Raw genomic sequence first — 26,328 nt, forward strand, 5'->3', positions numbered from 1 at the left:
TTTCTTGATTTATTTCGGAGATTTTCAAATGAGTTCGTCTGCATCGCGTCGCATTGCCATCATAAGCGCCGTGACTTTAGTGACCTTCGTCGTGTTATACATAGCTATTTTCTGGGCGGTACCTAAGTTCGGTTTACGTTACATCGAACAGGAGTACGCTAAGCTTGGCGATGGTTATCAGCTAACAATTGGTGACTGGGGAATATCGCCTTGGAATGGTCATATCTTACTAAAAGACGTTGATGCACAGTATCCGTCGAAAAGCACTGGCAAGCAGGTTGAGGTTGGCTTAGATAAGCTGGCCCTCAATGTACGTTTGGCTAGCTTGTTTAATAAAGAAATTCATATTCAGCAGGCCTCTCTGCACGGCTTACGTTTTAACGGTAAACAAACCAGTGATGAGTTAGTGCTTGCAGGTTTTCCAATTCCGTTGGCAAGCGATGATGCACCTGTTTCAGCTGAAGAAACTGCCAGCGACGATTCTAGCAGCCCGTGGATATTTTTGGTCGATTCAGTGGAATTCACCGACAACACCATTCATTGGAAGCAAGAAGGCTTGAGTGTTGGGGTGTACTTGCAGAGCATCACCCTCAGTCAATTAAACAGCGCTAGTCATGCTGCGGTTCCTGTAACCATTGATTTAACGGTAAAGGAATTTAATCTGACAGAACCACAGGCCATGGCGTTAGAAAAACCGCTTACGTTTACTTTAGACGGTAGTTTATACGATGTTTTCACCAACCCGCGATTAACGGCTAATAGTGTTGTAAATGATTTAGACATCACTGGTGATGCGCTTAAATCGTTAGTGCTTAGCAAGCTATCACTAGATGGTGTGGACGCAAGTTATTCCGAAGCCGGTGTTGTTTTCGGTATCAAACAGCTTTCGCTGAATAATTTAGTTACTGAGTTGCCCGAGCAAGGTAGTGCTGAGCTAGGCGATTTTATCGTTGACGATGTTCAAGTGGATTTGGCTAACGCGACGGCTGCGGTTGGCAATATTAAAGCGGATAACTTAAATACTACTGATTTCGGTGTTACTAAAGCAGCATTAAAGTCATTGGGTATGCATTCAATGACGGCGAAAAATATTACAACCGATCCGGGTGTAATGATTACCAATATAACCCTGACAGGTGCCAGTGCAGACTTACCCGAGCAAGGTAATGTGCAGCTAGAGGATTTCTCAATCGACAATGTCGATGTTGATCTTGCGACTGCCGTTGCCAGTATCGAAAAAATTTATGCGGGTAATTTCACTGCCGCTGATGTTGCCGGTGGTCTTGAAAGTGTGAGCTTAGCATCACTTGGTTGGGAAAATATCAATGTTACCGAATTAAGAACAACGCCTAATATTACCCTACAAAAATTTGGTATAACCGATTTGAGTGCTAAGCATTTAACCGACGGTAATATGACCTTAGCCAGTTTAACGGTTAACGGTGTTAGCGGTGGCACTGACTACCAAAATGTCGAGCAAGTGGATGTGAAGGAACTAAACGTGTATGGGGCTAATAGCGCTGTTCCATTATTAAGCTTACAGGAATACCACATCCCCGATATTGCCGTTAATCAGATCGGTTTAACTACGGGCTTACATACCTATGCAGGGCTTGTAGCAACGGTCACGCGTGCTGCTAATGGCAATATCATCGGTATTCCTGCCAGTGCACCGGCGACGGCTCCAGAAGCCAGCCAGCCAGCTGATACCGAATCGCTAACGGAAGACGACGTTGCGCCATCTAAGGCATTTGGCGTGCGTATTGCTGGCGTTAAGCAAATTGGCGATGACGATAACGTAAGCCAAGTGCATTGGACTGATGAAAGCGTTAGTCCTGTTTTGCGTTCTGATTTGCGAATTTATGAATTAGAAACGGGCCCTGTTGATACCGCTAATCTAGAAACTGCTATTCCAATGACGATAGTGACTGGATTAGATACTTATAATCGTATTGTTCTTAAAGGTGCCTTGGGCCTGAAAAATGACCTACCTGAAGGTGAGTTAACTTTTACTATCGATCAATTAAACTTACCGGCATTTAATTCGTATGTGGTTCAAGCAATGGGCTATCGTGTGAAGAAAGGCATGTTGAAAGTAGATGCCAATATTACATTGCATGACGGTCAGTTAGGCGGTAACACAGATATTTTATTAAAAAATAGCAAGTTAGAACCCGCCGACGAAGACACTATTAATCGTATTAGCAAACAAATTGCGATGCCGTTAGATACTGCCTTATCAGTATTGCGAGATGATAATAACAACATCAAGTTAGAAGTACCTTTGTCCGGTGATATCACAGATCCAGACGTTGGAATCAACGACGTGATCAATCAGATCAGCACTAAAGCGTTAAAAACGGCGACTCTGTATTATTTAAAACAATCTTTGCAGCCCTATGGCGCTTTTATTAGCTTAGCGTCATTTGCTGGTGATCAATTATTTGCCGTGCGCTTAAATGATCTTGAGTATGTAGCTTTGGCAACTGAGTTAACAGATAAGCAGAAAGAGTATTTAGATACAGTCGGTAAAATGATGAGTAAGAAGACCGACTTGGAGCTGCAAGTCTGCCCAGTGGTGAGCAATGATGAAGCTAAGCAATGGGGTGAGGATTGGTTTAATTATGCGCAAAAGCGCTCAGCCGCAGTAAAAGCCTATTTGGCGAACATAAAAGACAAAGGTGATAACGTACTGTCATCACGTATTAGCTTATGTGAGCCGCAGAAGGGCGATAAACCAATGGTTATACTCGGAGTTTAAACCGGTTAGAGGTACCAAGGTAACGACATAAAAAAAGAGCGCCTATCATTTCCAATAGGCGCTCTTTTTATTGCCCGTAATTAAACGGGCATTGGGAGTCAATTAAGCTGCGTTCTCAGCACTTGCGATTGGCTTAACCACAAATAGTAGATCGCCTTGATTCACTTGCTGGCCATCACTGTTCATGATGCGCGTGACCTTAAACTTCTGATTAGCAGGATACAGTTCAGCTCCGGTACGATTGAATTGCTTCAAGCTTAACGGTGTGAACATCTTCATGGCTTCCATCAAACACAATGTTTGATCGACACCAATGATATCGCCTTCTTTTACGAACGCGGGTTCGCTAGGCGACGATGATCCGTAGAAAATACTGGTTGAAGGTGACAGTACTTTCAATTCATCAGAGCCTTCGATCTTCAACTGCGATGCATCAACTGCATCAGCGTTCATGTCCGCTGATTCCTCGATATCGAGAATCAAAGCATCCACGTCAATACGGTCTAAGAACTGCGGTAAATAGGTTGTGTCGTACACACCGTTGCAGAAAACCTCATCATCAAGCACACGCTTTAACAATGGAATGTTAGTGCAAACACCGGTGATACGTACTTGTTCTAAATACGTGCGCAATTTCTTAATGGTATCGTTGCGATCCGTACCGTAACAAATAATCTGCGCCACCATGCTGTCGTAGAAAGGTGACACTTTTTTGCCCGGCGCAGCCATCGAAATTAATTCGATATGATCGCATGCTGGCATGACACATTCGCGAATAGTACCTGGTGTAGGAACGAACTCGACGTTATCGCCTTTACGCACCGCTTTTTCAGCATTAACGCGAACTTCAATCGCATAACCATTCGCTTTAGGCGACATATCTTCAATACTGCCGCCTTCGGCAATTTTGAATTGAGTCGTAACGATATCAATACCTGACACGAGCTCAGTTACAGGGTGCTCTACTTGAAGACGAGTATTCATCTCCATGAAGTAGATCGCCATTGAGTCGAGATCGAAAATAAATTCAACCGTACCCGCACCGACATATTTAACCGCATCGGCTAGTTTTTCAGCGAAGTCGTAAGCGCTTTGCTCAAGTTCACGCGGCAACATGGTTGAACCAGATTCTTCGAAAATCTTCTGGTTATTGCGCTGCACCGAACAATCACGCAGACCTAAAATACGAGTGTTACCGTGTTTGTCACGCAATACCTGAACTTCGATATGGCGTAATGAAGTGACGTATTTTTCTAAATAGACATCGCCGTTACCGAATGCTGCTTTTGCTTCGGTCGAAATTTGATGGAATAGGGAATGAATATTATCCGGAGACAACACCACTTGAATCCCTTTACCGCCACCACCGTGCACTGCTTTAAGCAGCACTGGGTAGCCAATATCGTCAGCAACGCTAGCGGCATTCGCCGAGCTAGTAAGAATACCGTGAGAGCCGGGAACAACAGGAACATTAACGCGCATGGCCGTGTTAATAGCGTTCGACTTGTTGCCCATGGTTTCCATTGACGATACTGGAGGTCCGACGAAATTAATGTCGTGGTTACCACATAGAGCAGCGAACTGGCTGCTCTCGGATAAGAAACCAATACCTGGGTGCAGAGCGTCGACGCCTTCGTGGTGAGCGATACGCAAAACTGACTTGGCATTTAAATAGCTTTCGTCTGGGGTATTACCACCAATACAAACGACGCGGTCTTGAGGTCCTAACATATCGACAGGAACGGATTCCATATCTGGGTCAGACTGAATTAAAACCACTTTAATATCGTTTTCTTGCGCCTTGCGAATTAATTTAACCGCAGTACAGCCGCGGGCATGAATCAATACTTTATTGATTTCGCCATACTTCTTCAGCTTGCTTGCATTACTACCAGTATCTGGAGCCATGCGCTCAGCGGTTACATAACCTTCAAGTACACGCGCCAGTACGTCGTCGACTGTATAGCGAGCCACTGGCATATCGGGGTCGATAGCGCGCAGGCGTTCATCCAATTCTGGTAAGAATGGGTGAGCGACGAGGCCGTCCATCGACTTCGAAGATACCGACAAGTAGTTCGATAGTGTGCACGTGCTTGGCAAGTACGAAGGTACAACGATTTGCCCAGCGAAGGGCATGTTAGTACCAGAGAAGTAATAGGTTTGCGCGAGAGGGTGAGTAACAAAACTCGCCTGCGCACCACCGGTACAGTCTCCGAAACCAAAGATCACAATCGGTAAGTCGTTATCGCGTACAAAACGGGTTAAGCGATCGTTCACTACTGCCATTGAGAATAGCGCTGCAGCGCCTTCTTTGGTTTGCATGCCGCCAGAAGAAACAAAGCATACCAGTGGCAAATGCTGACGCGCGCATTCAACCATTAACTTACAGAATTTCTCAGCACTGGCCATATCAAAGGCACCCGCTTGGAATTCTAAGTTCGAGATCAAAGCCCCAACGCGCTGCTCGCGACCACCCACTTTAATCGTGCCTAAACCCGTGATAACACCACATGGTTTAATGCCTTTCTTTAAAGCATCTTCAATAGAATTACGGAAACCGGGGAAGGCGACAGGGTCTGCCGACATTAGGTTTGCATTTAACTCTTCGAAATCGCTAAAGAAGCGCTCAATTAGGGCGCTAGCAGATGTCTTTTTCTGACGTTTGGCATCGTCCAGCACTTCTTGAATTAACAAGTCGTGGTAGGCCATGGTCAAGCGGTTCCAGAAGTCTTTACGACGACCAATCGATACAGGGTTTATACGGCCGTTGTAATTCTTACCATCAAGCTCGGCGCTATGATATTCCGACAGCAACTTCTCGAAAATAAAAGTAATAACAACAAATAGAGTGTCGGATAAGCGTGGGAACGCCAGCTTCTTCCATTCTTCTACTGATTTTAGGAAATCACCACGCTGTGAGCTTTTAATAAAATAGCTCAACCAATGGTTAAACGATTCACGCTCAGCTGCAGTATAAGTATCACCTGCTGTTGCTTCAGATAATGATTTCTCAAGTAGTGCTTTTACCGCTTCGCGACTTAAGCTGCGATTCTCGTTCGCTTCTTTGGCAACGCTGCCTAAGTTGTGAATAAAGTTGTCGTACAAGCGGCCAAATACCAGCATGTTTTGACATACTTGCGAAAATTCATAACGTAGTTCGTCATGCAAAATCGCATCAAGAATCGTAATGTCTGGATGCGCCGGATTTTGAATGTTTTCTTGGCGGAACTGAATATATGGCGCTAAGGCTTCTTCCAATATACGACGGTTCGCTTCAACCTTCATACTAGCTACGCTGTTAGACAGGGCTTCTGTACGGGTCGATAATTTTAGCGATGCGCGAATATCTTCAGGTAATAACTCGTCTTTTAAAATCGTATTTAACGCAGTAGCCAAAGACTGACGTAGTGCCCCTTTCGATTTTTCTTTCGTTAAACCTTCGGTTAACTCTTGACGAGTTTCATGAGGTAATTGCTCACGAATATAGGTCGCCAGAGGGTGCGGGTTGTGCTCTAGAAATTCAGCAACGGCAACGGCATCTAAAATGTCGTTGGCGCGTAATAAAAAACGGCTTTGTTTGTAATCTTCTAGATAATTCATTAAACCTTGGAAGTTGACGGTTGCGTCAGATTTCCAACGATTAAATAAATACAAACCGAGGTTAAAGCATAAATCTTGCTTGGCTTTTAAATAGTTATTCTTTGGCTCACCCAAGAATAAACGCGCAATCGTGCTGCGGCTGCCTTCACGATCTTCGTATTTAGCCCAGAAGTTTTTCCACGATTTATGTAGGTCATCATCGTAAACGATCTTTTCTGGTGCTTGCAGCCAGTTTTGGAATTTACGCTTAGTTTCGCGTTGCAAACGCTTTTGCAACTGTCCTTCAGGAATTTCTTTTTCCGCTAATCGGCCATAATTTTCGAGCGTCGTTGAATGAATACGACGACGTAGCGTCAGATAGCGAGTGTAACGATAAGTCAAACCGAAGATGTTGATGTGTTCGGTTGGCGACTGCGCTAAAAAGAAATTAGAGCCTTTTTGTAGGGTTAATAATTTTTCGGAAGGCGTTAAGAATCGTTCCACACTGCGTTGATAATGCAGCATCAAATCAGGATTGGTGCGGGCGAAATCTTTTGCACTGTTTTCGATTGACTCAATACCAGTGGTAATCGCCTTTAAAAGATTTACACGTTTTTCGTCGGCATCTGTTGGCGCGTAATCAATAATGCCATCAATAATCCCTGATTCGCGTAATTGAAAACACGACACTCCGACGTACTTCGCACATTCCTGCCACGACAGGTTGTACTTACGTGCAATACTGGCCAAACCTTGAGGCTGAATCGTATTAAAAATACCATCACGTACCGATAACAAGATATTGGTGGTTGCTAAAGGAATAGCACCGCCTGAATATCCCGCACCCCAAATAATACCTAGCGTAGGCACATCGTTATTGGCCATTTCAGTAATTAAATGGCTAATGGAGTGAGCTTGGTTATTGGCGTTGGCTTGTTCACTGGCATCGGCACCTGGGGTGTCGATGAAAGTAACAATAGGCATTGAGCGGCTAGCAAACACGCGTGCTTGCTGCGCGGCCTTGTTGTGGTGTTGTGCACCCCATGTGCCATTGTTGAATTCACGGTTTTGGCAAATAAAACCAATCCGTCGAGCATGACCGCCAAAGTCGACTTCTGCTTCAGCACAATAGAGTGGCCCATCTTCCAATTCGGAAATAATACGCAGCGCTATATGTTGAACAATGGCCTTTGCGCCAATACGCTGTGAGCCTTCGCTCGGTGCTACAACCTGTTCTATATAGTTGTCGATGTTAAGCGACTTCAGACGATCAAGTTCTAGCTTGCAATCTTCAGGCGCGATAAGGCCCTTAACGCTGTGATCTACAGCGTTATCTTCATATTCTGGGAACAGTGAAAAGTCAGCCGACAGTTGCTCTGCCTTCTGAAATAACTCGTCGATGTGTTTTGTCGAGTCAGTGTTCGCACTTAAATCTAATTGTGTCATTCGTTGTGTATTCCACCTGTACCTGAGATCAATTGCGGTGCGCATCTGGTTGGGTGTCGCTTAACCATTCAGCTTGAATAAGTCGCTTAATACGCGTCGCTTGATCTGTACTTTTTTATATCCGGTTTCTAATGAACCGGTGGATTAGTCAATGCTTGCTCAAATTGGGTAAACCAATGGTTAAAAAATCATCGGTTTATGAGCAGCCCGAGTATGTCATTTTTATACGCTCTGGAAAACCAGTGTTGCATTGGTGCCACCAAAGCCAAAACTATTAGACATAACAGTCTTAAGTTCAGCAGAGCGGTTCTCGGTCACAATAGGCATGCCAACGGCTTCTTGATCTAGTTCACTGATATTGGCACTACCCGTAATGAACCCATGCTTTTGCATTAGTAAGCAGTAGATCGCCTCTTGAACACCCGCAGCGCCTAATGAGTGACCTGTCAGTGACTTAGTCGAACTGATTGGTGGCATATTACCAGCGAATGCTCGATTGACAGCTTTTAGCTCAGTGATATCGCCTGCGGGTGTGCTAGTGCCATGAGTGTTCAGATAGTCAATGGTAGGGTTTCCAGCCATTTCTAACGCATCATGCATGCAACGTTCTGCACCTTCACCCGACGGAGCCACCATGTCGGCACCATCCGAAGTTGCGCCATAACCTATAATTTCGGCGTAGATTGTCGCACCGCGAGCTTTAGCGTGTTCGTACTCTTCGAGCACTATGATGCCGCCACCGGCTGCAATAACGAAGCCGTCACGATGAGCATCGTAAGGGCGAGAAGCGGTTTCTGGGGTTTCGTTGTACTTAGTGGACAAGGCGCCCATGGCATCAAACTGCATGGTTTGCGACCAATGTTCTTCTTCACCACCACCGGCAAAGACGATGTCCTGCTTACCCCATTGAATTTGTTCCATGGCATGACCAATACAATGAGCACTGGTCGCGCAGGCAGATGCAATGGAGTAGTTAATGCCTTTTATTCCAAATGCCGTAGCTAGGTTTGCTGATACTGTGCTCCCCATAGTACGAGTCACGCGATAAGGGCCAACACGGCGCATGCCTTTTTCGCGCATGATATCGACGGCTTCAACAATTTCGCTGCTGGATGCGCCACCAGATGCAGCAACTAAGCCCGTACGAGGATGACTAATAAGCTCAGGTGTCAGACCTGAATCCTCAATAGCCTCTAGCATGGAAATATAAGAATAAGCCGCAGAGTCGCCCATAAAGCGGCGTAGTTTACGGTCGATGAGATCGTCCATTTCGATCTGTGGAACGCCGGCTATGTGGGCGCGAAGTCCAAGTTCTTCGTACCCAGGAATGGTACGAATGCCAGAACGTTGGGCCTGCAATGAGGCAAGAACTTCGGATTGATTGTTTCCGATACAGCTAACAATCCCTAAACCTGTAACTACAACTCGACGCATGATAAATACTCTGGAACCGTAAAAACGTTAACTCTAAATATTGGGATCACCGTGTATTAAAGGTATCCCATAACCACTCAAGGCAACCACTATAAAGCACTGGCGAAAAAGGCAAAAAGAAAAAGTTAATTGCCGTTATGTCTCTGTTGCTTCTACGCGGTTGCGTTGACGCCAGTTAAGGAACCAATACCGATAACTGACAACACAAACGGCAAGGATGCTGGCCACTCCTCCGAGGAGTCTTGTATCAGGATAACGACTATCGTGAAACAGCAAAGCACAGCTTGCGATGGTCATTAGCACCGCGGCAGTTAATCGTAATCCCTGCGTTTGTAGCCAAGTGTACTCTTTGACGATTTTGATGGCTAACCAAGCGAATAGCAGCCCGCTAGCCGAGCCAATACAGATATCTAAAGGCCAATGTGCACCAACCGCGGCACGCGATAGGGAGGCGACGCTGGCAATGATCAGTACGATGACAGCCCATGTGCTGCGCTGAGTATTGAGCACTAATAGTCCAGCGGTGGCTAAGGCTGTAAATGAGTGCCCAGAAGGAAAGCTGTGATTTTTTAAAAATGGTCCGATAACGTGCAGCACTTCGCGATTGAGCACCGCAGGAGGTCGTGGAATATCCAGTGCAAATTTTAATCCCTGTACGAATACAGCACCGAGCACCAATAACACGAACGACTGGTTGAATAGGGTGGGTTTGAAGCTGCAGGCAATTGTTAATACAGCTACTGCAAACAGCGTATCTGCGACCAGTGTCATATTGCCCCAGAATACGTCTGGAAGGCGCTGAGTGAGCGCCTGAATAGCGATAAAGGTATCGGTATTGCTATCGGTAAATATCAGCGCCAATGCCAACAACAAGTAGGCAGTGATTGCTGCAAATATAAGTCGCTCATGGTTGATCATTGCCATCTTCCTTTAAAGTACTGGCGGGTTCGTTACCAATGCCTCTAGCAGGCGCGGTGCGTTGAATAATGACAATAGGCCCAGACTGAAACAGTATTTGGTAGTGATCAATCGACGATAATCGGTCTTCGCGGGCAAAACCAATTTCGCCAATTTTTAGGCTGCGACGTTCAGTTACCTTGTCGAGATAGACGTTAAAACTTGGCATATCAATTGACTGAGTTACGACAGGTACACCCAGTTGTTTTACAAATTGTGCAGCTTCGTATACTGGACGCTGTTGGGTTTCGCTGAACGTTGGGACAAATACACACCAAATGAAAAGTGCTTGAACTATGCCCACCATGACCAAGCTGAACCAAGGACTAAAGCGACGCCAAAGTATCAAGGCCAAGCTAATTAGCGCCGCTACGGCTGCTAAAATGGCAAAGTTTTGATCAAAGTAATCACCAGCGCGCTCTGCGACGGCAATCTCAATAGGATTCGTAAGACCCGCTTTAATGGTTGGAATCAACAGTGGGAAGGCAATGAAAACCGCGAACAAAATCGCAGGAAATACCAAACTGAATAAGCGGCTTTGCAGCAAGCTACGATAACGGGCCATCAAGATGACGAGCGGCGTTGCACCATACAAGATGTAATGCGGCAGCTTAGTACTGGCTAAACTAAAAAGTACCAATACCACTAAAAACCAGATCCATAAAAAGCGATCAAGTAGATCAAAACGTGATCCTGCGATATGGCGTACAGTCGGTACTATACGCAGTAACAAGGCACCGAAGGGTGCTAGTAAAAACGGCAAAACTAGCGGATAGAAGAAAAAACCACCGTCGTGGCCTTCCATCGCATTATTGAACCTATTGACGTTGTGCTTTAAGAAAAAGCCATCAATAAAATCCTGTCCTTGCGCTTGGTATTCCAATACATACCAAGGGGCGGCGATAACGATAAATACTATCCAGCCGGGTACAAAAAAGATCGCCCGCCAAAACTCACGTTTTAATCCAGAGGTTAGGAAAAACAGTGCCGCCACCATCAAGGGAATGGCAACAGCCACGGGCCCTTTGGTTAATACGCCTAAGGCCATTAATGCATAGATTAGGTACAACTGCGTATTGTTCGGCGCTTGGCTAAAGCGATACATGGACAACAAGGTTGCCGCGAGTAGGGCGTTAAGCAAGGCATCCGCGGTAGCGACATGCGCAATGCCGTTGATACCGATCGCGGTTGCTGCAATTAAAACCGCGGCTTTAGCTGAATGAGTATCGACGTAGCGACGTACGAAGAAGAAAATGCACAGTGCCCACGATAAGCCGGCTAAGGCTGACGGTAGCCGGAAAGCCCAAACCTCAGTACCGAAGATTGAAATAGAGGCAGCTTGTAGCCAGTAAATAAGGATAGGTTTATCAAAACGCACTCTATCGTTGAGATAGGTGGTAATAAAGTCATTGCGCTCAAACATGCCGCGAGTAGCTTCGCTGAACGCACCTTCGTCATGATCGAACAGCAGATAGCCGTTCAAATTCAAAAAGAATACGGCTGCCACTGTGGCAAATAGCCACAGTGGCATAGGCAATTTACGCATGCTTGTCCGAATCCGTGGCCGCTTCTGGCGTTTCGCCTTCAGAGCTTTCTGGCATCTTCATTTCAGGCTCTGCCCAGCAATCAGTATCGACATCGCAAGCATCTGTACGGTGATAAATCACATACTGTTGGCGCTGTGATGACTCGAAATAAGTACGAGAAATCAGTTCAGACAAAACGCCAGTCGTTAAAAATTGTAATGAAGCAATCATACAAACCACTGCAATCATGAAGAGTGGGCGACTACCGATATCTTCACCAAGTGCAAATTTAACGAATGCTAGATAGACCAAAAGTAATCCGCTCACTGAGCCTAGAGCTAAGCCAATAGAGCCAAAGAAGTGACCAGGGCGTGCGCGGTAGCGCATAAAAAAGTAGACCGAGAGCAAATCTAAAATCACACGGAAGGTACGGGAAATCCCGTACTTAGATTCACCGGCCACGCGCGCATTGTGGTTAACCACGATTTCGCCGATACGGCTTGGTGGAACAACTGCTGCTACCCATGCTGGAATAAAGCGATGCATCTCACCATATAAGCGTACTTGCTTGATCACAGATGATTTGTAGATCTTGAGTGAACAGCCGTAGTCATTGATGCGGACCCCCGTGATTTTGCCAATCAGGCGGTTAGCGATGCGTGACGGAATCTTACGTAAAAACAAATCATCTTTGCGATTCTTGCGCCAGCCCGTTAACAAATCCAAATCGCGTTCGATCAAATGCGCAACCATGCGTGGAATGTCATTTGGATCATTCTGTAAATCGCCATCTAAGGTGGCGATTAGGTAACCGCGAGCTTCGTCAATACCCGCTTGCATTGCTGCGGTTTGACCAAAGTTACGACGCAGTTCGACGACGCGTACATGGTTGCCATAAGCTTTGCTTTCTTTGTGCAGTGCTTGTGGCGTGCCGTCAGTGCTTCCGTCGTCGACGACCAATAACTCCCAAGGGCCGTTATAAGCTGCCATGGCTTCATGAACACGGCTCACCATTGGTGATACGTTCTCGATCTCGTTATACATAGGAATAACAATCGAGAGCGAAGGCATGGTAGTTGTCGTCGTATTTGACTCGGTCAAGGTCTGTACCACTCTGTCGGTTTGGCGAAAAAAGTTGAAGCGCGATCATACCCAAAAGGGGCGAGTGACAAAATAGCCAAAGGGCAAATAAGCTGTCGCAATTATGGGATAAGACGTTGTGAAAATGGCGATAACGCCACAGCACTAGTCTGCGGCGTAAGGACGCTTAACCGCAAAGGTTGCGGCAGCGATCAGTCCAGTTAGCAATAAAGTGCTACCCAGTACAAATAAGTGAAGGTTAACGGCGGCAGCCAAGGCAACATCGTTCTCTACCCCCCAAGGCAGCAAGCCAACTAAAACACCGGCTTCGTATGTGCCAGCGCCTGCTATCCCATGAATTGGCAGAACACTGCTTAGTTCGCCAGCGGTAGCGCCCATCCAGCTTTGGAAAAATTCAATATTGGTGAATTGTTGCAGTAGCCAAGTGTAGACGGCCAGCTTTAGCGCCCAGTTGATAATGGTCCAGAAAAGCGCGCGGCTATAACTCCATGCTGAATCGGGTAGGGCGTGCATCAGTTCGCTCGCTTTCTGTGCCCACGAAGATTCGCGACCAAGTAGAAATTCTTTAATAGCAATTTGCAGTGGTAGCACCAGTAATGGCAGTGCGACTAGCGTAGCGCCGACGGCAATCTTGATTTCCTGCGCCACTGGCCACAAGGAATGCAAAGACAACAGGGCCAACATCAGTAAGGCATAAAGATCTAACAGACGCAGCCACAATAGGGCCGGTGCGCTATGGCGGAAAGGAACGTTGAAGTACTGCTTCATGAGTAACGGGAATGCCGTTTCACCGCTGCGCATAGGCAAGAGGTTATTGAAAAAGTTATGCAGTACGGTTAAGCGAGTTAAGGCGACAAAATGCCCGCGACAGTTGCTATAAAAAAAATCGTAAAAACGCACTGCGCGTAATATGTAGCTAATGAAGATGAGCGTGAGTGCGACTAAAAGAGAATCTAAGGGGATGCTTTGCCAGCTAGCTAATACCGCCGTCCAGCCATAGCTGCGCTCTACCAGCCAAAGCAAGGCGATTAGCAGTAAACACCCAAGCCAAAACTTCCAGGACTTTAGCACTACACATTCTCCATATTGCCTTCTTGGCACTCATTCGGCCTTGTTAGCATTAACAACTGAATATCGCGCATAGGCGCAAAGGGCGGAATAGTCCTCTTGCCACGGTTAGGTGTCAAGTCGAGACGATTGGATTGGCGATGTATAAATTGGAGCAGCGGCTGCCTTTGCGGTAAAGTTGCGGCCTTCATGAATTAAGGGGCCGTGCGTGAAAGTACTTCTTGTTAAAACCTCATCGCTGGGGGATGTGTTTCATACGTTACCGGCGGTTGAAGACGCATTTCGTGCGATTCCTAATCTTGAGATAGATTGGGTTGTTGAAGAAGGCTTTGCCGATATTCCTACTTGGCACCCCGCAGTTAAACGCGTTATTCCAGTCGCTTGGCGGCGTTGGCGAAAAAACTTGCGCGATAGCCAAAATCGCGCAGAGATGAAGGCATTCTGGCAGACATTACGGTCGCAAGAATACGACTGCGTACTGGATGCTCAAGGGTTAATCAAAAGTGCTGTGTTTACACGCATGGCTAAAGGCCCGCGGTTTGGTTTGAGTCGCCATAGTTGTCGCGAACCGTTAGCGGCATTGGCTTACCAGCATCCGCAAAATGTTGAAAAAGGACAACATGCGATTCCTCGCGTCAGAAAATTGTTTGCTCAGAGTTTGGGCTATAAATTGCCAACAACCGACGTGAATTATGGTGTTGATGCTAGTCGTTGGGCTCGTCCTGATGTTGATGGCGATTATTGGGTGTTTCTGCATGGTACGACTTGGATTACCAAGCTTTGGCCCGAAGCCTACTGGCGTGAACTCGCACAAAAAGTCGCTGATTCTGGTCGTAAGGCGATACTGCCGTGGGGTAATGAAGAGGAGCACGAACGAGCTCAACGTATTGCGGCTAGTATTCCGAACGCGATTGTACTGCCGAAGATGGGTTTAAACGCATTGAATGCCTATCTGGCCAATGCCCAAGCGGTAGTGGGTGTTGATACTGGGTTATCGCACGTCGTTGCCGCATTAGCGGTTCCTGCTGTTGCGATATACGGTGCGACCAATGCGACGTTGACGGGAGTGTTGGGGCCTGCCGTGACGGTAATGAGTAGCACACGTTCGTGTGCGCCTTGTTTATCGAAAACCTGTTTAAAACCAGATTCGGAGGCTATTCAGCCTCCGTGCTATCGCGATATCTCACCCGAGCGAGTGTTTACGCATCTAACTGCTCTTCTTTCTCGGTAGTATTTGCAATGTCAGAAGACACGCTTCGCGCTGTCGCTGCTGCCTGCCCATGGTGAGCACGTCGGAATTCTCCCGGCGTGATTCCCGTCCAAGCTTTAAAGCGACGTTGAAAGGAACGTGCCTCGCTAAATCCGAGACGATCGGAAATATCAGAAATGGATAAGTCACTGTGCGTTAACCATTCCATCGACATCTCATGGCGCAGGCTATCGAGTAACTGCTGATACGAGGTTCCAACTTCCCCGAGACGACGCTGTAGTGTCCGTTCTGCCATACCCAATTGTTCCGCAACCCTATCTCGACGTGGTAATCCTGACTGCATCATGCTTAGTAGAATGGATCGCGCCTGCACGACAAGACTATTGCTGCTTTGAAGTTCGGAGGTCAAGGTTGCCGCATGGTGCTCCAGTGCCGAAAGCAATGCAGGATCAGGCTGACGTAGCTTGATGTCCAAGATTGATTCGCAAAACACTAAACCATTCATGTTGGCATTAAAGGTAACTGGAGCCTGAAATATTTCTTCGTACTCGGCTCGCATTTTGTCATTCGGTGCCGCATGTTCGATTAACACCTCTAACGGTCTGCCTTCCGGCATTTCGGTTAGCCAGCGAGCAAAATAAACCCAAGATGCAACAACGTTGTCGATTAACTGGGGCCTAACGATGGGATCTGTGTAATGACAAACCCAATGCATCAGCATATTGCCGTTACGACGTTCGATTTTCGTGATGCCCATATCGCCAATGAGGGTTTCGTAACGTGGAACCATCATTAAAGCTTCGCGAGCGGTTCGGCTATTCATTGCCATATAACCAACGAGGCTATAGGCGCCAGGTTGGATGTGCCTTGCAATGTGCAAGCCGAAAAGAGGGTCTCCACTTTTTTCGATAAGCCAACGCAGCAACGACTGTAAATCGGAGCCGGTTGTGCGACTGATCTGATTGTCCAATACGCCTGTTGGAAGCCCACACGCTTCCAATGCGTCCTCTGGTTCAATGCCGTAATCACGAGCGGCATGCAAAAACTGGCGCATTACGGCCGTTGATGCACTGCCTAGCAAATTGTTGTTATTTTTCATAGCAGGCCTGAAACTACTGTCACTATTATTTTAGAACCAGACTGAAACAGACGAATTTCCAGTGAGGCCAGCTGCTATACTGACGGACTGTTAGGCAATGCGGCAAGATTAAGTCTGTAACAGAATGTACAGAGCCACCGATAGGAAGTATTAACTTGATGAAACAGTGCGAAAACACTAGTGATCTCTGGGATGTTCGGCGCTCAACAAATATTGTCGCGCGGCTCTCAACTTGCGCCCAAACGTGGGATTTGGTAATTGCTGGTGGTGGCATAACGGGCGCGGGAATTGCTCGGGAGGCTGCGCGCAGAGGTTTACGTGTGTTACTCGTCGAACGCCAAGATTTTGCCTGGGGCACATCTAGTCGGTCATCAAAGATGGTTCATGGTGGGCTGCGTTACATTGCTCAGGGGGATATCAAAACAACGCTTCACTCCGTGCGCGAACGCGAGCGTCTAATGCGCGAAGCTCCAGGTCTGGTTGACCAAATGCCTTACATTATGCCGCATTACAAAGGGCGCTTCCCCGGACCAAAGATCTTTGGTCTGTTATTGATGGTTTACGATTTTTTAGCTGGTAAGCGTTACCGTAAATTCCACAATGCCACTGAATTAAGCAAGATGTTGCCGGGCTTAGCGACAGAGGGGCTGTTGGGTGGTACTGAATTCGCTGATGCGGTGACCGATGATTCACGCTTAGTTATGCGTGTATTGCATGAGGCGATACGTGATGGCGCAGAAGTTATCAATTACGCGGCTGTAGCCGGCGTTGAACGTATCGACGGTAAAGTCAGTGCGGTACATATTACCGATGAATTGACCGGTGAACGGATTACGTTATCTACCAACGCCGTAGTCAACGCAACGGGTGCATGGGCTGATGTTCTGCGAGCCCAAGAGGGAGAGCAAGCGCAAATTCGGCCTGCTCGAGGTAGCCATATCGTACTGTCTGCAGAAAAATTACCGGTTCCGGTATCGCTAACCGTATTGCATCCTCAGGATCAGCGTCCCATTTTTGTTTACCCATGGGAAGGTCGCACTGTTGTAGGAACAACCGATTTAGATCACCCAGATACATCCAATACTGAGGCCAGTATGACCCAGCAAGAATTGGATTATTTGTTGGCTCTCTTAGCGCATCAGTATCCCGATGCTCATATCACCAGTAATGATGTAATTTCTTCTTGGGCCGGTGTTCGTCCTCTGGTTTCTTCGGGCGCCCTTAACCCATCGAAGGAAAAGCGCGACCATTCAATTTGGGATGATCAAGGTCTAGTCACTGTGAGTGGCGGTAAGTTAACGACTTTTCGGTTGATCGCATTGGATGTACTCAATACGGCTAAGGCTTATTTACCGGATATGCCCGATCAAGACGACGATGCCGCCGTTTTGGCCCCTGCAGATACCTCGCATCCACGCTTTAGCGTCTTAACACCGCAACAACAGCGACGTTTGGGTGGCCACTACGGTTCGGATTTAAATCAGTTGCTAGCCGAAGCCGAAGAAAATGAATTGTCAGAAGTCCCCGGTTCTTGTGCTTTGTGGGCAGAGTTGCGCTGGGCTGCTGCGCATGAATCTGTGGTTCATCTTGATGATTTACTATTGCGTCGCACGCGCATTGGGCTGCTGGTGGAAGACGGCGGAATGATATTTGAAGATCGTATTCGAGCTATCTGTCAGCCATTGTTGGCGTGGTCAGATACTCAGTGGCAGCAAGAAGCTTCGCGTTATCGCGAGATTTGGCATCAGCATTATTCGTTACCGGTAGCTGAGACCAGTACGACGGTTCAGCCAGCGCTGGTGCGCACCGCCTAATATCGGTTTGTGTTTTATGCCGGTATTGAAAGTGCGTCACGTGTGAGTACCAAAGCGCGTTTTAATAACGGGCTCATTTGGTCGGGCGTAATTCCGATTAACTTCCACGGGATCTTATTCCATTCACCTTTTTCGATAAGCTGAAGTGTCTGTAATAGGGCTCCGTATTGGCCTTCGTGGCGCAGTAGTCCCTCACTCAAGTTATCGGGAAGGGCTAATCGTGAGCAGATATCTTCAAGGCTGACGTCCATGAATGCGTCGAGAAGCGAAAATAAACCCAATGTGAAAGCTGTGTCAGGCTCTAGGGAGGGATTGCTGCCTGCAAGCTCTTGCGCGGTAAAGGCTCGTGTCATGGCTTGCTCTTGTAGCGCTCGAGGTTTGCTGTCTAGGCGGCCGAGCGCCAATAAGCTGGTCCAGTTACGAATTCGATCTAGGCCAAGCATCATAATTGCCCGTTGGATGGAGGTTACTTTTGTTGTGCACCCCATCGCACTGGAGTTCACCATCTGCAGTAGACGAAAACTCAACTGCGGATCGGTCTGTAAAATCTTACCAATTTCATTAATGTCGGCATCTTTGCGGTTTAGTGCTTGCAGCAGTTGCAGCACTGCCATTTGATTATCGGGTAAGCGATGGCCATACAAAATCATCGGTTTGCTATAGAAATAGCCCTGAAATAAGTCATAACCTATCGTTTTGCAGTATTCATACTGATTGTAGTTCTCGACTTTTTCCGCCAGCCACTGAAGTCCAGGTCTTTGATATTTATCTTTTAACTCGCCGAGCATCTCCATATTTTCTAACCCGAGCAAATCGACTTTAACGATATCAGCCAAAGGCAGCCAAAGGCTTTGCTCTGCACCGCCAATGTAATCATCTATAGCAATGCGATAGCCTTTGTCGCGGAGAATTTGCACCGCAGCCATGTTCGCAGCTGTCGGCTTAATGTGTTCTAACACTTCAGCGACCAAGTGATCGGGTTCTATGGCCAGTGGTGTGTGTAGCCACTGCTCGGTCAAATTGACAAAAGCGGGGAGGCCACCAGTCACAAGCTCTAAGCCAATTTCGTGCATAGCGCCGATAACGACTTCACTCGTTGCCTGATCGCCATTGGCGCTTTGCCACACTAAGTTATCGCTTGGGATGGGACGACAAAGCAGCTCATACGCTACCACCCGCAACTCTCTATCAAGAATTGGCTGGCGGGCGAGCAGTGGAAGGGGTTGCTGCTTCATGTAATAGCTCCGTTCATCGCAGATCGAGACCTGCATTCTTCAAATATTGATATTAGTGTAGACGGGTTTTTCATGCGTTTTCGTTTCGCTTGTCTACACTTCTGAAAGATAAGAACGTTGGAGTGAATTATGAGCGGTATGCTAAGTAGCGTTGACGCCCGCACGCAGCTGGTTGGGCAGAATCGCCTAGAGCTGTTGTTGTTTCACCTTGGTGGCAGCCAACACTTTGCGATTAACGTATTTAAAGTGCAGGAAGTCATGCGTTTACCGCCTTTGACTAAGATTCCTGATCGTCATCCCGTTGTACGAGGTGTAACTCACCTACGCGGACAAACCGTGCCTGTGGTCGACTTGCGTCAAGCAATTCAAATGGGCACCTTAAAAACCGCGGACAGCGAGGCCACAATCATTGTTACTGAGTACAACATGACGGTGCAGGCCTTTTTGGTGGGTGGTGTCGATCGTATTGTGAATATGAATTGGAATGAAATCTTGCCGCCTCCGGGCGGAGCCGGGCGTCAGCACTATTTAACGGCAATTACTCGTATTGATGATCGCATCGTTGAAATTATTGATGTAGAGAAAGTGCTGGCTGAAATTGCACCATACAACGTGCAATTATCACCAGAAATTTACGATAAAGAGCTGTTAGAGCGCATTCATGGCAAGGATATTTTGATTGTTGATGACTCTAAGGTCGCGATTGAACAAATGAGGCAGGTACTTGGACCAATGGGCCTTAATATTATCGAGGCACACAACGGTCTTGAGGCGTATCAACTGCTCATGCATTGGAAAGAACAAGGTCGCGATATCCAAAATAATTTGATGATGATCATTACCGATGCCGAAATGCCTGAAATGGACGGCTATATGCTTACGACTGAAATTCGTCGAGATCCCGAGTTGAAGAATAGCTGCGTTGTATTGCATACATCCTTATCAGGTAACTTTAATAAAGCGATGGTAGAGAAAGTGGGTTGCGATGGCTTTTTGTCGAAATTTGCGCCCGAAGCTATGGCCAACGAAGTTCAGCGTTTAATGAAAAAACGCCTTGGAATGATTTAAAAATCAAAAAAATATGACGATTACTGCTGGTGGTCGTCGATTTTGACTTGCACACTAATGCCTTTTATTTTTATGGGAGCGAAGGGCTTTGCCTCGGCAAAGGCTCAACGTAAATAGCGGCAATTAAGATGGTTAAAATAATTCGATATCATCGCTGGTATCGAAGTCGTCCTTCACTTCTGCATTAAAGTTATGATGATAAATTTGTAGTGCTTCAGCAATGGAGTGCCCGGCCATAATGTGTTCAAACATAATGCGCTCTGCCTCCATGGTGTAATTACTTTTAATATGATTTTGCAGCGTTTTCCAAGACGCCAAGTGGTAGCGTTCTTCTGGATTGGATATTAGGTGGCCTGTGCGCTCAAGGCTATCGCCAACATGTTCCATTCGTTGTGTTAAGCGATCATAGAACTGGAAAGCGACAATCGCACTCATCACTTCGCTTTGAATGATACGCGCAGAATCGGCGATTTCGCTGCCTACCCCTGCATCCAGCGCGGTAACTCGATCAATAATTAGCTGAGTGTGGTCGGCCATTCGGGTAAAGCTTGCCGTAAGGGAATTAATTGAATTGTTGCCTTCCACTAAGGACGTATCTATTTGCGCGACGGCGAGCGCCAGCATTGCCAGCGTTTCGTGGATTTGACTCCAGTCTAGTTGGTCGGGGGCTGCAGTATGCCCCTCTAGAGTGTGACGCAGCGTTTGGTTCATGGTGATTCACTCAAGCTATTCTTTATTTAGCATAGATGAGTTTGTGTCAGTGGGATGCTTAGGCGTGATGGGTGTCAGGTTAGCCCGCTGATTTTCTCTTTTGTAGGCGTAGGAGTAGGGCAGAAGTATCGCAGTGCCCTAATTGGTTGGCTTGTAGGTCGGCATAAAATCCACTGACTGCTCGTGTTGCGGGTAGTTCGATCTTTAATTCAGATGCCTCTTGCAAGCAGATGGCCAAGTCTTTTTGCATTAAATCAACGGCAAAGCCGTGTTCATACTCACCAGCGATCATAGTTTTATGACGATTGACGAGTTGCCAGCTACTGGCCGCCCCCTGAGAAACCACGTCCATTACTTTCTGGGTATCTAAACCAGCTTGTTCAGCGAAGAAAAGCCCTTCAGCTAGAGCCTCGATCAGTCCTGCCACACAAATTTGGTTAACCATTTTGGTTTTTTGTCCGCTGCCAACGGGGCCCATATGTACAATCGCCTTTGTATACGGTGCTGTTGCAGTTTGAACTTGTTTAAACACCTCCGCTGGGCAGCCCACCATAAGGCTGAGTTGGCCATTAATTGCGCCTTGCTGACCACCAGAAACGGGAGCGTCGACATAGAAACAACCGTACTCGGAGGCTGCACTGGCCATTTCGATGGCTAATTGGGCGCTGGTTGTCGAGTGATCAATGATGACGGTATTGGCTGATAATTTGAATATTATACCGTTATCTCCAGTAAGCAATTCGCGCACATCTTCGTCTTTACTGACACACAGAATAACCACGTTAGAGCTTTCGATATTGGCCGTTGGTGTGGATAGGGCGGTTCCCGAAAAATTCTCTAGCCAATTGGAGGATTTACTCGGAGTACGATTAAACACACTGACATTAAACCCTGCATTAGCAAGGTGGCCTGCCATCGGAAATCCCATATTGCCTAAGCCAATAAAATGAATATTGTCTGTGGTTTTTATCATTGAAAGCTCCTTATAACTGACAGGGTTTGAATACAAAAAAGCCGCTCAGTGAGCGGCTTTTTTGTTATGCCTTTCGGCATGATAGTGATCTACCCAGCTTATTTATTCGGGTAATCACGCATGGTGTGACCAGTGTACAACTGACGCGGACGACCGATACGGTAATCGCTGCTGATCATCTCGTTCCAATGTGCGATCCAGCCTGGAGTACGGCCGGTTGCAAAGATAACGGTGAACATTTCAGTTGGGATACCGATGGCTTTCAGGATGATACCTGAATAGAAATCGACGTTTGGATACAAGCCACGCTTAACGAAGTATTCATCTTCGGTAGCGATTTTTTCCAGTTTCATAGCAATTTTCAGCAATGGATCATCTTCCATGCCGAGCTCTGCCAATACTTCATCGCACGTTTGCTTCATTACTTTGGCGCGTGGATCGAAGTTTTTATAAACGCGGTGACCGAAGCCCATTAGGCGGAATGGATCATCTTTGTCTTTTGCTTTGGCAACGAAGGCATCGATGTTGGATTCATCACCGATTTCATTCAACATTTTCAACACAGCTTCGTTGGCACCACCGTGAGCAGGGCCCCACAATGCCGCAATACCAGAAGCGATACATGCGAATGGGTTAGCACCCGTTGAGCCAGCCAAACGCACAGTAGACGTTGAAGCGTTTTGCTCGTGGTCAGCATGCAATAAGAAAATACGATCCATTGCTTTTGCTAGAACAGGGCTGATCTTGGTGTCTTCACATGGGGTGTTGAACATCATGTGTAAGAAGTTTTCTGAGTAGCTCAATTCGTTCTTTGGATACATGAACGGCTGGCCAATAGAATACTTGTATACCATTGCTGCCAATGTTGGCATTTTTGCGATCAAGCGATGCGCAGATACCATGCGGTGGTGTTCATCATGGATATCTAACGAGTCGTGATAGAACGCAGAAAGTGCTCCAACAACACCACACATAACTGCCATTGGGTGAGCATCACGACGGAAGCCATTGAAGAAGTGGCTCAATTGCTCGTGCACCATGGTGTGGTTTTTGATGGTGTCTACGAAGGTTTGCTTTTCTGCTGCAGTCGGTAGTTCACCGTGCAATAGTAAAAAACAAGTTTCTAGGTAATCAGACTTCTCAGCAAGCTGATCAATAGGGTAACCGCGGTGCAATAAAATACCTGCGTTACCATCGATATAAGTGATCTTAGATTCAGTCGCGGCGGTCGATACAAAGCCAGGATCGTAGGTAAATAGACCTTTACCAGTCAGACTACGAACGTCAACAACATCTGGCCCTACAGTGCCTTCATACACTGGTAATTCCAATGCTTCTTCAATGCCATCAACCTTCAGTATTGCTTTTTTGTCAGCCATGGATAGGCCTCCTACTGTTCTAATTTAAACCTTAAGGAGTCTCTGCAAGCACTCCGGGAATCTCAGTTGTAACAAGCTAATTAGTTGCTATGGCTGAGCCTTCTCTGGAATCAAACGATTATTCTCAGACGACTATTCAGAGCACCTTAATTAAAGGCGTTACTTCAAAATAAGGGGGACAACTATAGGTTCTGAACTTTGTTTGTCAATTACCTGTCACGTTTCTCAGTATCCAACATTACAGTCAAGTATAGATGGTTCTGTTTGTAACCTTCCTTCGCCTAAGGTCTTAGTTTGTATAGATATAGCGTCAGTTTGGTTTGTAAAACATCGCCGCGGTGACTATAATTTGTCGCAGCCCAAAAGTTGTGCAAAACTTGTACAGCGATTTGAGCAATCTTCTTGAGCCTGTGCTTAGCTCTGAATTTTCAGAAGTCTGAGCCCATATGAGAGTGAATAAGAGCCGTGAATAGCAATAGACCTACAAATTTAGATCTGACTACTATTGACCTCCCACTTCCTGCTAAGGCGTCCATCATTCACCGTGTGTCTGGGTTTATCCTGTTTTTCGCTGTAGCTTTCATGCTAGGCGCACTAGCAGCTTCTCTAGAATCAGAACAGTCTTTTGCTGATCTGAAAGCGGGTTTTGATAACGGTTTGGTTAAGTTCATCACTTGGGGCATTTTATCTGCTCTTGGTTACCATTTGGTGGCAGGTGTTAAACACTTGTTGATGGATATGGGAATTGGTGAAACCAAAGAAGGCGGACGTACTGGTGCCATCATCACCTTGGTGTTGGGCACAATCGTGATCGTTTTGGCGGGAGTCTGGGTATGGTAGCAAGTGTCACAAACTTAGGTCGTAGTGGCCTATACGATTGGGTGGTTCAGCGTCTTACTGCCGTAATTCTCGCTCTATACACTCTGTTCCTGCTTGGCTTTGTGATCGCCTCTCCGGATCTGCAATACGCAGAATGGCAAGGATTGTTCGCTCAGACTTGGATGAAAGTCTTCAGTTTGGCAACACTGATTTCCATTTGCGCGCACGCTTGGGTTGGTATGTGGACTATCTCTACTGACTACCTAAAAGCAGCCGCAGTTCGTTTTACTTTCCAACTAGTGACCGCGGCGTTTTTATTCGCATACCTAGTTTGGGGCATCGACATTCTCTGGAGTGTGTAAGTCATGACAAAAATCAGAACAATGTCTTTTGACGCTATCGTTATCGGTGGCGGCGGTGCGGGTATGCGTGCAGCACTTCAGTTGACTGAAGCTGGCATCAAAACCGCGTGTGTGACTAAAGTTTTCCCAACTCGCTCACACACTGTGTCGGCGCAGGGTGGTATTACTTGTGCTATCGCTTCCAATGATCCGAATGATGATTGGCGCTGGCACATGTACGACACGGTTAAAGGTTCCGATTACATCGGTGACCAAGACGCTATTGAATATATGTGTTCAGTAGGTCCACAAGCCGTGTTCGAACTAGAGCATATGGGCTTGCCGTTTTCTCGTACTGAAGAAGGTCGTATTTATCAGCGTCCTTTCGGCGGTCAATCTAAGGGTCCAAACGATCCTACTCAGGCAGCTCGTACTTGTGCTGCTGCTGACCGTACAGGTCACGCACTATTACACGCCCTGTATCAGGGTAACTTGAAAGGCGGTACTACATTCTTAAACGAATGGTATGCCGTTGATCTAGTGAAAAACTCTAAAGGTCAGGTTGCTGGTGTTATCGCGATTGACATCGAATCTGGTGAAACGAGCTACATCAAAGCTAAGGCAACTGTTTTAGCGACAGGTGGTGCTGGTCGTATTTATCAGTCTACGACAAACGCATTGATCAACACCGGTGACGGCGTTGGTATGGCGTTGCGTGCTGGTGTACCAATGCAAGATATGGAAATGTGGCAGTTCCACCCAACGGGTATTGCTGGCGCAGGTACATTGGTAACTGAAGGTTGTCGTGGTGAAGGTGGTTACCTGATCAACAAAGACGGCGAACGTTTCATGGAGCGTTATGCTCCAAACGCGAAAGACCTTGCTGGTCGTGACGTTGTTGCTCGCTCTATGGTTCTAGAAATTCTAGAAGGCCGTGGTTGTGGTGAAGACGGCGATCACGTGTTCCTGAAACTGGATCATCTTGGCGAAGAAACTCTTAATGCTAAGTTGCCTGGTATTCTTGAGCTGTCTCGTACGTTTGCGCACGTAGATCCTGTGAAAGAACCAATCCCTGTTGTTCCTACCTGTCACTACATGATGGGCGGTGTGCCGACTAACATCGGTGGTCAAGCGCTAACTGTTGATGCTGAAGGCAATGACGTTGTGGTTGAGGGCTTATACGCTGCTGGCGAAATCGCTTGTGTATCGGTTCACGGTGCAAACCGTTTGGGTGGTAACTCATTGCTTGATTTGGTCGTGTTCGGTCGTGCCGTTGGTTTGCGCGTTGAACAAAGCTTTAAAGATGGTTTTGAGACATCTGACGTATCTGACGAAGATATCGAACGCGCAATGGCTCGTTTGAATCGTCTGAATACTTCGACGACTGGCGAGAAAGTGGCGACAGTGCGTGCGGATCTTCAAAAGACTATGCAATTGTACTTCGGCGTATTCCGCGACGGTCCAAGCATGGAAAAAGGTTTGAAAATGCTGGATGAAATCGGTGAGCGCGTTAAGAAAACTGTGCTTGAAGATAAGAGCCAAGCGTTTAACACCGCCCGTATCGAAGCACTTGAGTTGGATAATCTGTTCGAAACAGCTTATGCAACTGCGGTAGCAGCGGTTGAGCGTAAAGAGTCTCGCGGAGCGCATGCTCGTAATGACTTTACTGAGCGCGATGACGAGAACTGGTTATGCCATTCTTTGTATATTCCTCAGACTAAGACCATCGGCAAGCGCGCGGTGAACTTTGCTCCCAAAACCATGGAAGCGTTCCAACCGAAAATCCGTACCTATTAATCGGGGAGTG

The 26,328-nt window shown here is 46.9% G+C and carries 18 protein-coding genes; 7 read left to right on the forward strand and 11 right to left on the reverse strand.

Features of this window, described 5'->3' with window-relative positions; translation table 11 throughout:
* The first annotated feature begins 28 nt into the window (after window positions 1-28).
* On the forward strand, window positions 29-2,761 hold the full coding sequence (locus tag TOL_RS07110; RefSeq protein ID WP_015486632.1) for a DUF748 domain-containing protein: 2,733 nt from the start codon (window positions 29-31) through the stop codon (window positions 2,759-2,761).
* 102 nt (window positions 2,762-2,863) lie between these two features.
* Here TOL_RS07110 and TOL_RS07115 read toward each other — a convergent pair whose 3' ends face one another.
* From TOL_RS07115 to TOL_RS07140, 6 genes are all read right to left on the reverse strand, one after another.
* Window positions 2,864-7,786 carry an ATP-binding protein gene (locus TOL_RS07115; protein WP_015486633.1) on the reverse strand — a complete coding sequence of 1,641 codons (4,923 nt, stop codon included), beginning with the start codon at window positions 7,784-7,786 and terminating at the stop codon, window positions 2,864-2,866.
* Between the two features lie 222 nt (window positions 7,787-8,008).
* Window positions 8,009-9,220 carry a beta-ketoacyl-ACP synthase I gene (fabB, locus tag TOL_RS07120; RefSeq protein ID WP_015486634.1) on the reverse strand — a complete coding sequence of 404 codons (1,212 nt, stop codon included), beginning with the start codon at window positions 9,218-9,220 and terminating at the stop codon, window positions 8,009-8,011.
* Window positions 9,221-9,355: 135 nt separating this feature from the next.
* Complete coding sequence (locus TOL_RS07125; protein WP_015486635.1) at window positions 9,356-10,138, reverse strand: phosphatase PAP2 family protein; 783 nt, start codon at window positions 10,136-10,138, stop codon at window positions 9,356-9,358.
* Window positions 10,125-11,723: an ArnT family glycosyltransferase gene (locus TOL_RS07130; RefSeq protein ID WP_015486636.1), complete on the reverse strand. Its 1,599-nt coding sequence runs from the start codon at window positions 11,721-11,723 to the stop codon at window positions 10,125-10,127. Before TOL_RS07130 ends, TOL_RS07125 begins: the two co-directional genes overlap by 14 nt.
* Window positions 11,716-12,774 (reverse strand): glycosyltransferase family 2 protein, encoded by a 1,059-nt coding sequence (locus TOL_RS07135; protein WP_015486637.1) that lies wholly within the window; start codon window positions 12,772-12,774, stop codon window positions 11,716-11,718. The genes TOL_RS07130 and TOL_RS07135 overlap by 8 nt, the downstream gene beginning before the upstream one ends.
* 174 nt (window positions 12,775-12,948) lie before the next feature.
* On the reverse strand, window positions 12,949-13,875 hold the full coding sequence (locus TOL_RS07140) for a lysylphosphatidylglycerol synthase domain-containing protein (RefSeq protein WP_015486638.1): 927 nt from the start codon (window positions 13,873-13,875) through the stop codon (window positions 12,949-12,951).
* Between the two features lie 205 nt (window positions 13,876-14,080).
* Between TOL_RS07140 and waaC the strand changes: the two genes are divergently transcribed.
* Window positions 14,081-15,103 carry a lipopolysaccharide heptosyltransferase I gene (gene waaC / locus TOL_RS07145; protein WP_015486640.1) on the forward strand — a complete coding sequence of 341 codons (1,023 nt, stop codon included), beginning with the start codon at window positions 14,081-14,083 and terminating at the stop codon, window positions 15,101-15,103.
* Here waaC and TOL_RS07150 read toward each other — a convergent pair.
* Window positions 15,072-16,181, reverse strand: a complete 1,110-nt coding sequence (locus TOL_RS07150; protein WP_015486641.1) for an AraC family transcriptional regulator — start codon at window positions 16,179-16,181, stop codon at window positions 15,072-15,074. The two genes, waaC and TOL_RS07150, sit on opposite strands and share 32 nt — an antisense overlap.
* 158 nt (window positions 16,182-16,339) lie before the next feature.
* On the opposite strand from TOL_RS07150, the gene TOL_RS07155 reads away from it, so the two are divergent.
* The gene (locus TOL_RS07155) at window positions 16,340-17,995 is read left to right on the forward strand and encodes a glycerol-3-phosphate dehydrogenase/oxidase (protein ID WP_015486642.1); all 1,656 of its coding nucleotides are present in this window, start codon (window positions 16,340-16,342) and stop codon (window positions 17,993-17,995) included.
* Between the two features lie 14 nt (window positions 17,996-18,009).
* Here TOL_RS07155 and TOL_RS07160 read toward each other — a convergent pair whose 3' ends face one another.
* On the reverse strand, window positions 18,010-19,230 hold the full coding sequence (locus tag TOL_RS07160) for an EAL and HDOD domain-containing protein (RefSeq protein WP_158505910.1): 1,221 nt from the start codon (window positions 19,228-19,230) through the stop codon (window positions 18,010-18,012).
* Window positions 19,231-19,359: 129 nt separating this feature from the next.
* Here TOL_RS07160 and TOL_RS07165 point away from each other — a divergent pair, with 129 nt between their 5' ends.
* The gene (locus TOL_RS07165; protein WP_015486644.1) at window positions 19,360-20,298 is read left to right on the forward strand and encodes a chemotaxis protein CheV; all 939 of its coding nucleotides are present in this window, start codon (window positions 19,360-19,362) and stop codon (window positions 20,296-20,298) included.
* A 132-nt stretch (window positions 20,299-20,430) separates the two neighbouring features.
* On the opposite strand, the gene TOL_RS07170 is transcribed toward TOL_RS07165, so the two are convergent.
* From TOL_RS07170 to gltA, 3 genes are all read right to left on the reverse strand, one after another.
* Window positions 20,431-21,009 carry a hypothetical protein gene (locus TOL_RS07170; protein ID WP_015486645.1) on the reverse strand — a complete coding sequence of 193 codons (579 nt, stop codon included), beginning with the start codon at window positions 21,007-21,009 and terminating at the stop codon, window positions 20,431-20,433.
* A 79-nt stretch (window positions 21,010-21,088) separates the two neighbouring features.
* Entirely contained in the window at window positions 21,089-21,982 is an 894-nt protein-coding gene (locus TOL_RS07175) for an NAD(P)-dependent oxidoreductase (protein WP_015486646.1), read from the reverse strand.
* A 98-nt stretch (window positions 21,983-22,080) separates the two neighbouring features.
* Window positions 22,081-23,361, reverse strand: a complete 1,281-nt coding sequence (gene gltA, locus TOL_RS07180) for a citrate synthase (RefSeq protein WP_015486647.1) — start codon at window positions 23,359-23,361, stop codon at window positions 22,081-22,083.
* A 465-nt stretch (window positions 23,362-23,826) separates the two neighbouring features.
* On the opposite strand from gltA, the gene sdhC reads away from it, so the two are divergent.
* Genes sdhC through sdhA form a run of 3 tightly spaced genes read left to right on the forward strand, consistent with a single transcriptional unit; the run spans window position 23,827 to window position 26,318 of the window.
* Complete coding sequence (gene sdhC, locus TOL_RS07185) at window positions 23,827-24,201, forward strand: succinate dehydrogenase, cytochrome b556 subunit (RefSeq protein ID WP_041588438.1); 375 nt, start codon at window positions 23,827-23,829, stop codon at window positions 24,199-24,201.
* Window positions 24,195-24,542 (forward strand): succinate dehydrogenase, hydrophobic membrane anchor protein, encoded by a 348-nt coding sequence (gene sdhD, locus TOL_RS07190; RefSeq protein ID WP_015486649.1) that lies wholly within the window; start codon window positions 24,195-24,197, stop codon window positions 24,540-24,542. Before sdhC ends, sdhD begins: the two co-directional genes overlap by 7 nt.
* Before the next feature lie 3 nt (window positions 24,543-24,545).
* On the forward strand, window positions 24,546-26,318 hold the full coding sequence (gene sdhA, locus TOL_RS07195) for a succinate dehydrogenase flavoprotein subunit (protein ID WP_015486650.1): 1,773 nt from the start codon (window positions 24,546-24,548) through the stop codon (window positions 26,316-26,318).
* Window positions 26,319-26,328 lie beyond the last annotated feature (10 nt).

It is taken from the genome of Thalassolituus oleivorans MIL-1, from assembly GCF_000355675.1.
In the GTDB taxonomy this organism is placed as follows: domain Bacteria; phylum Pseudomonadota; class Gammaproteobacteria; order Pseudomonadales; family Oceanobacteraceae; genus Thalassolituus; species Thalassolituus oleivorans.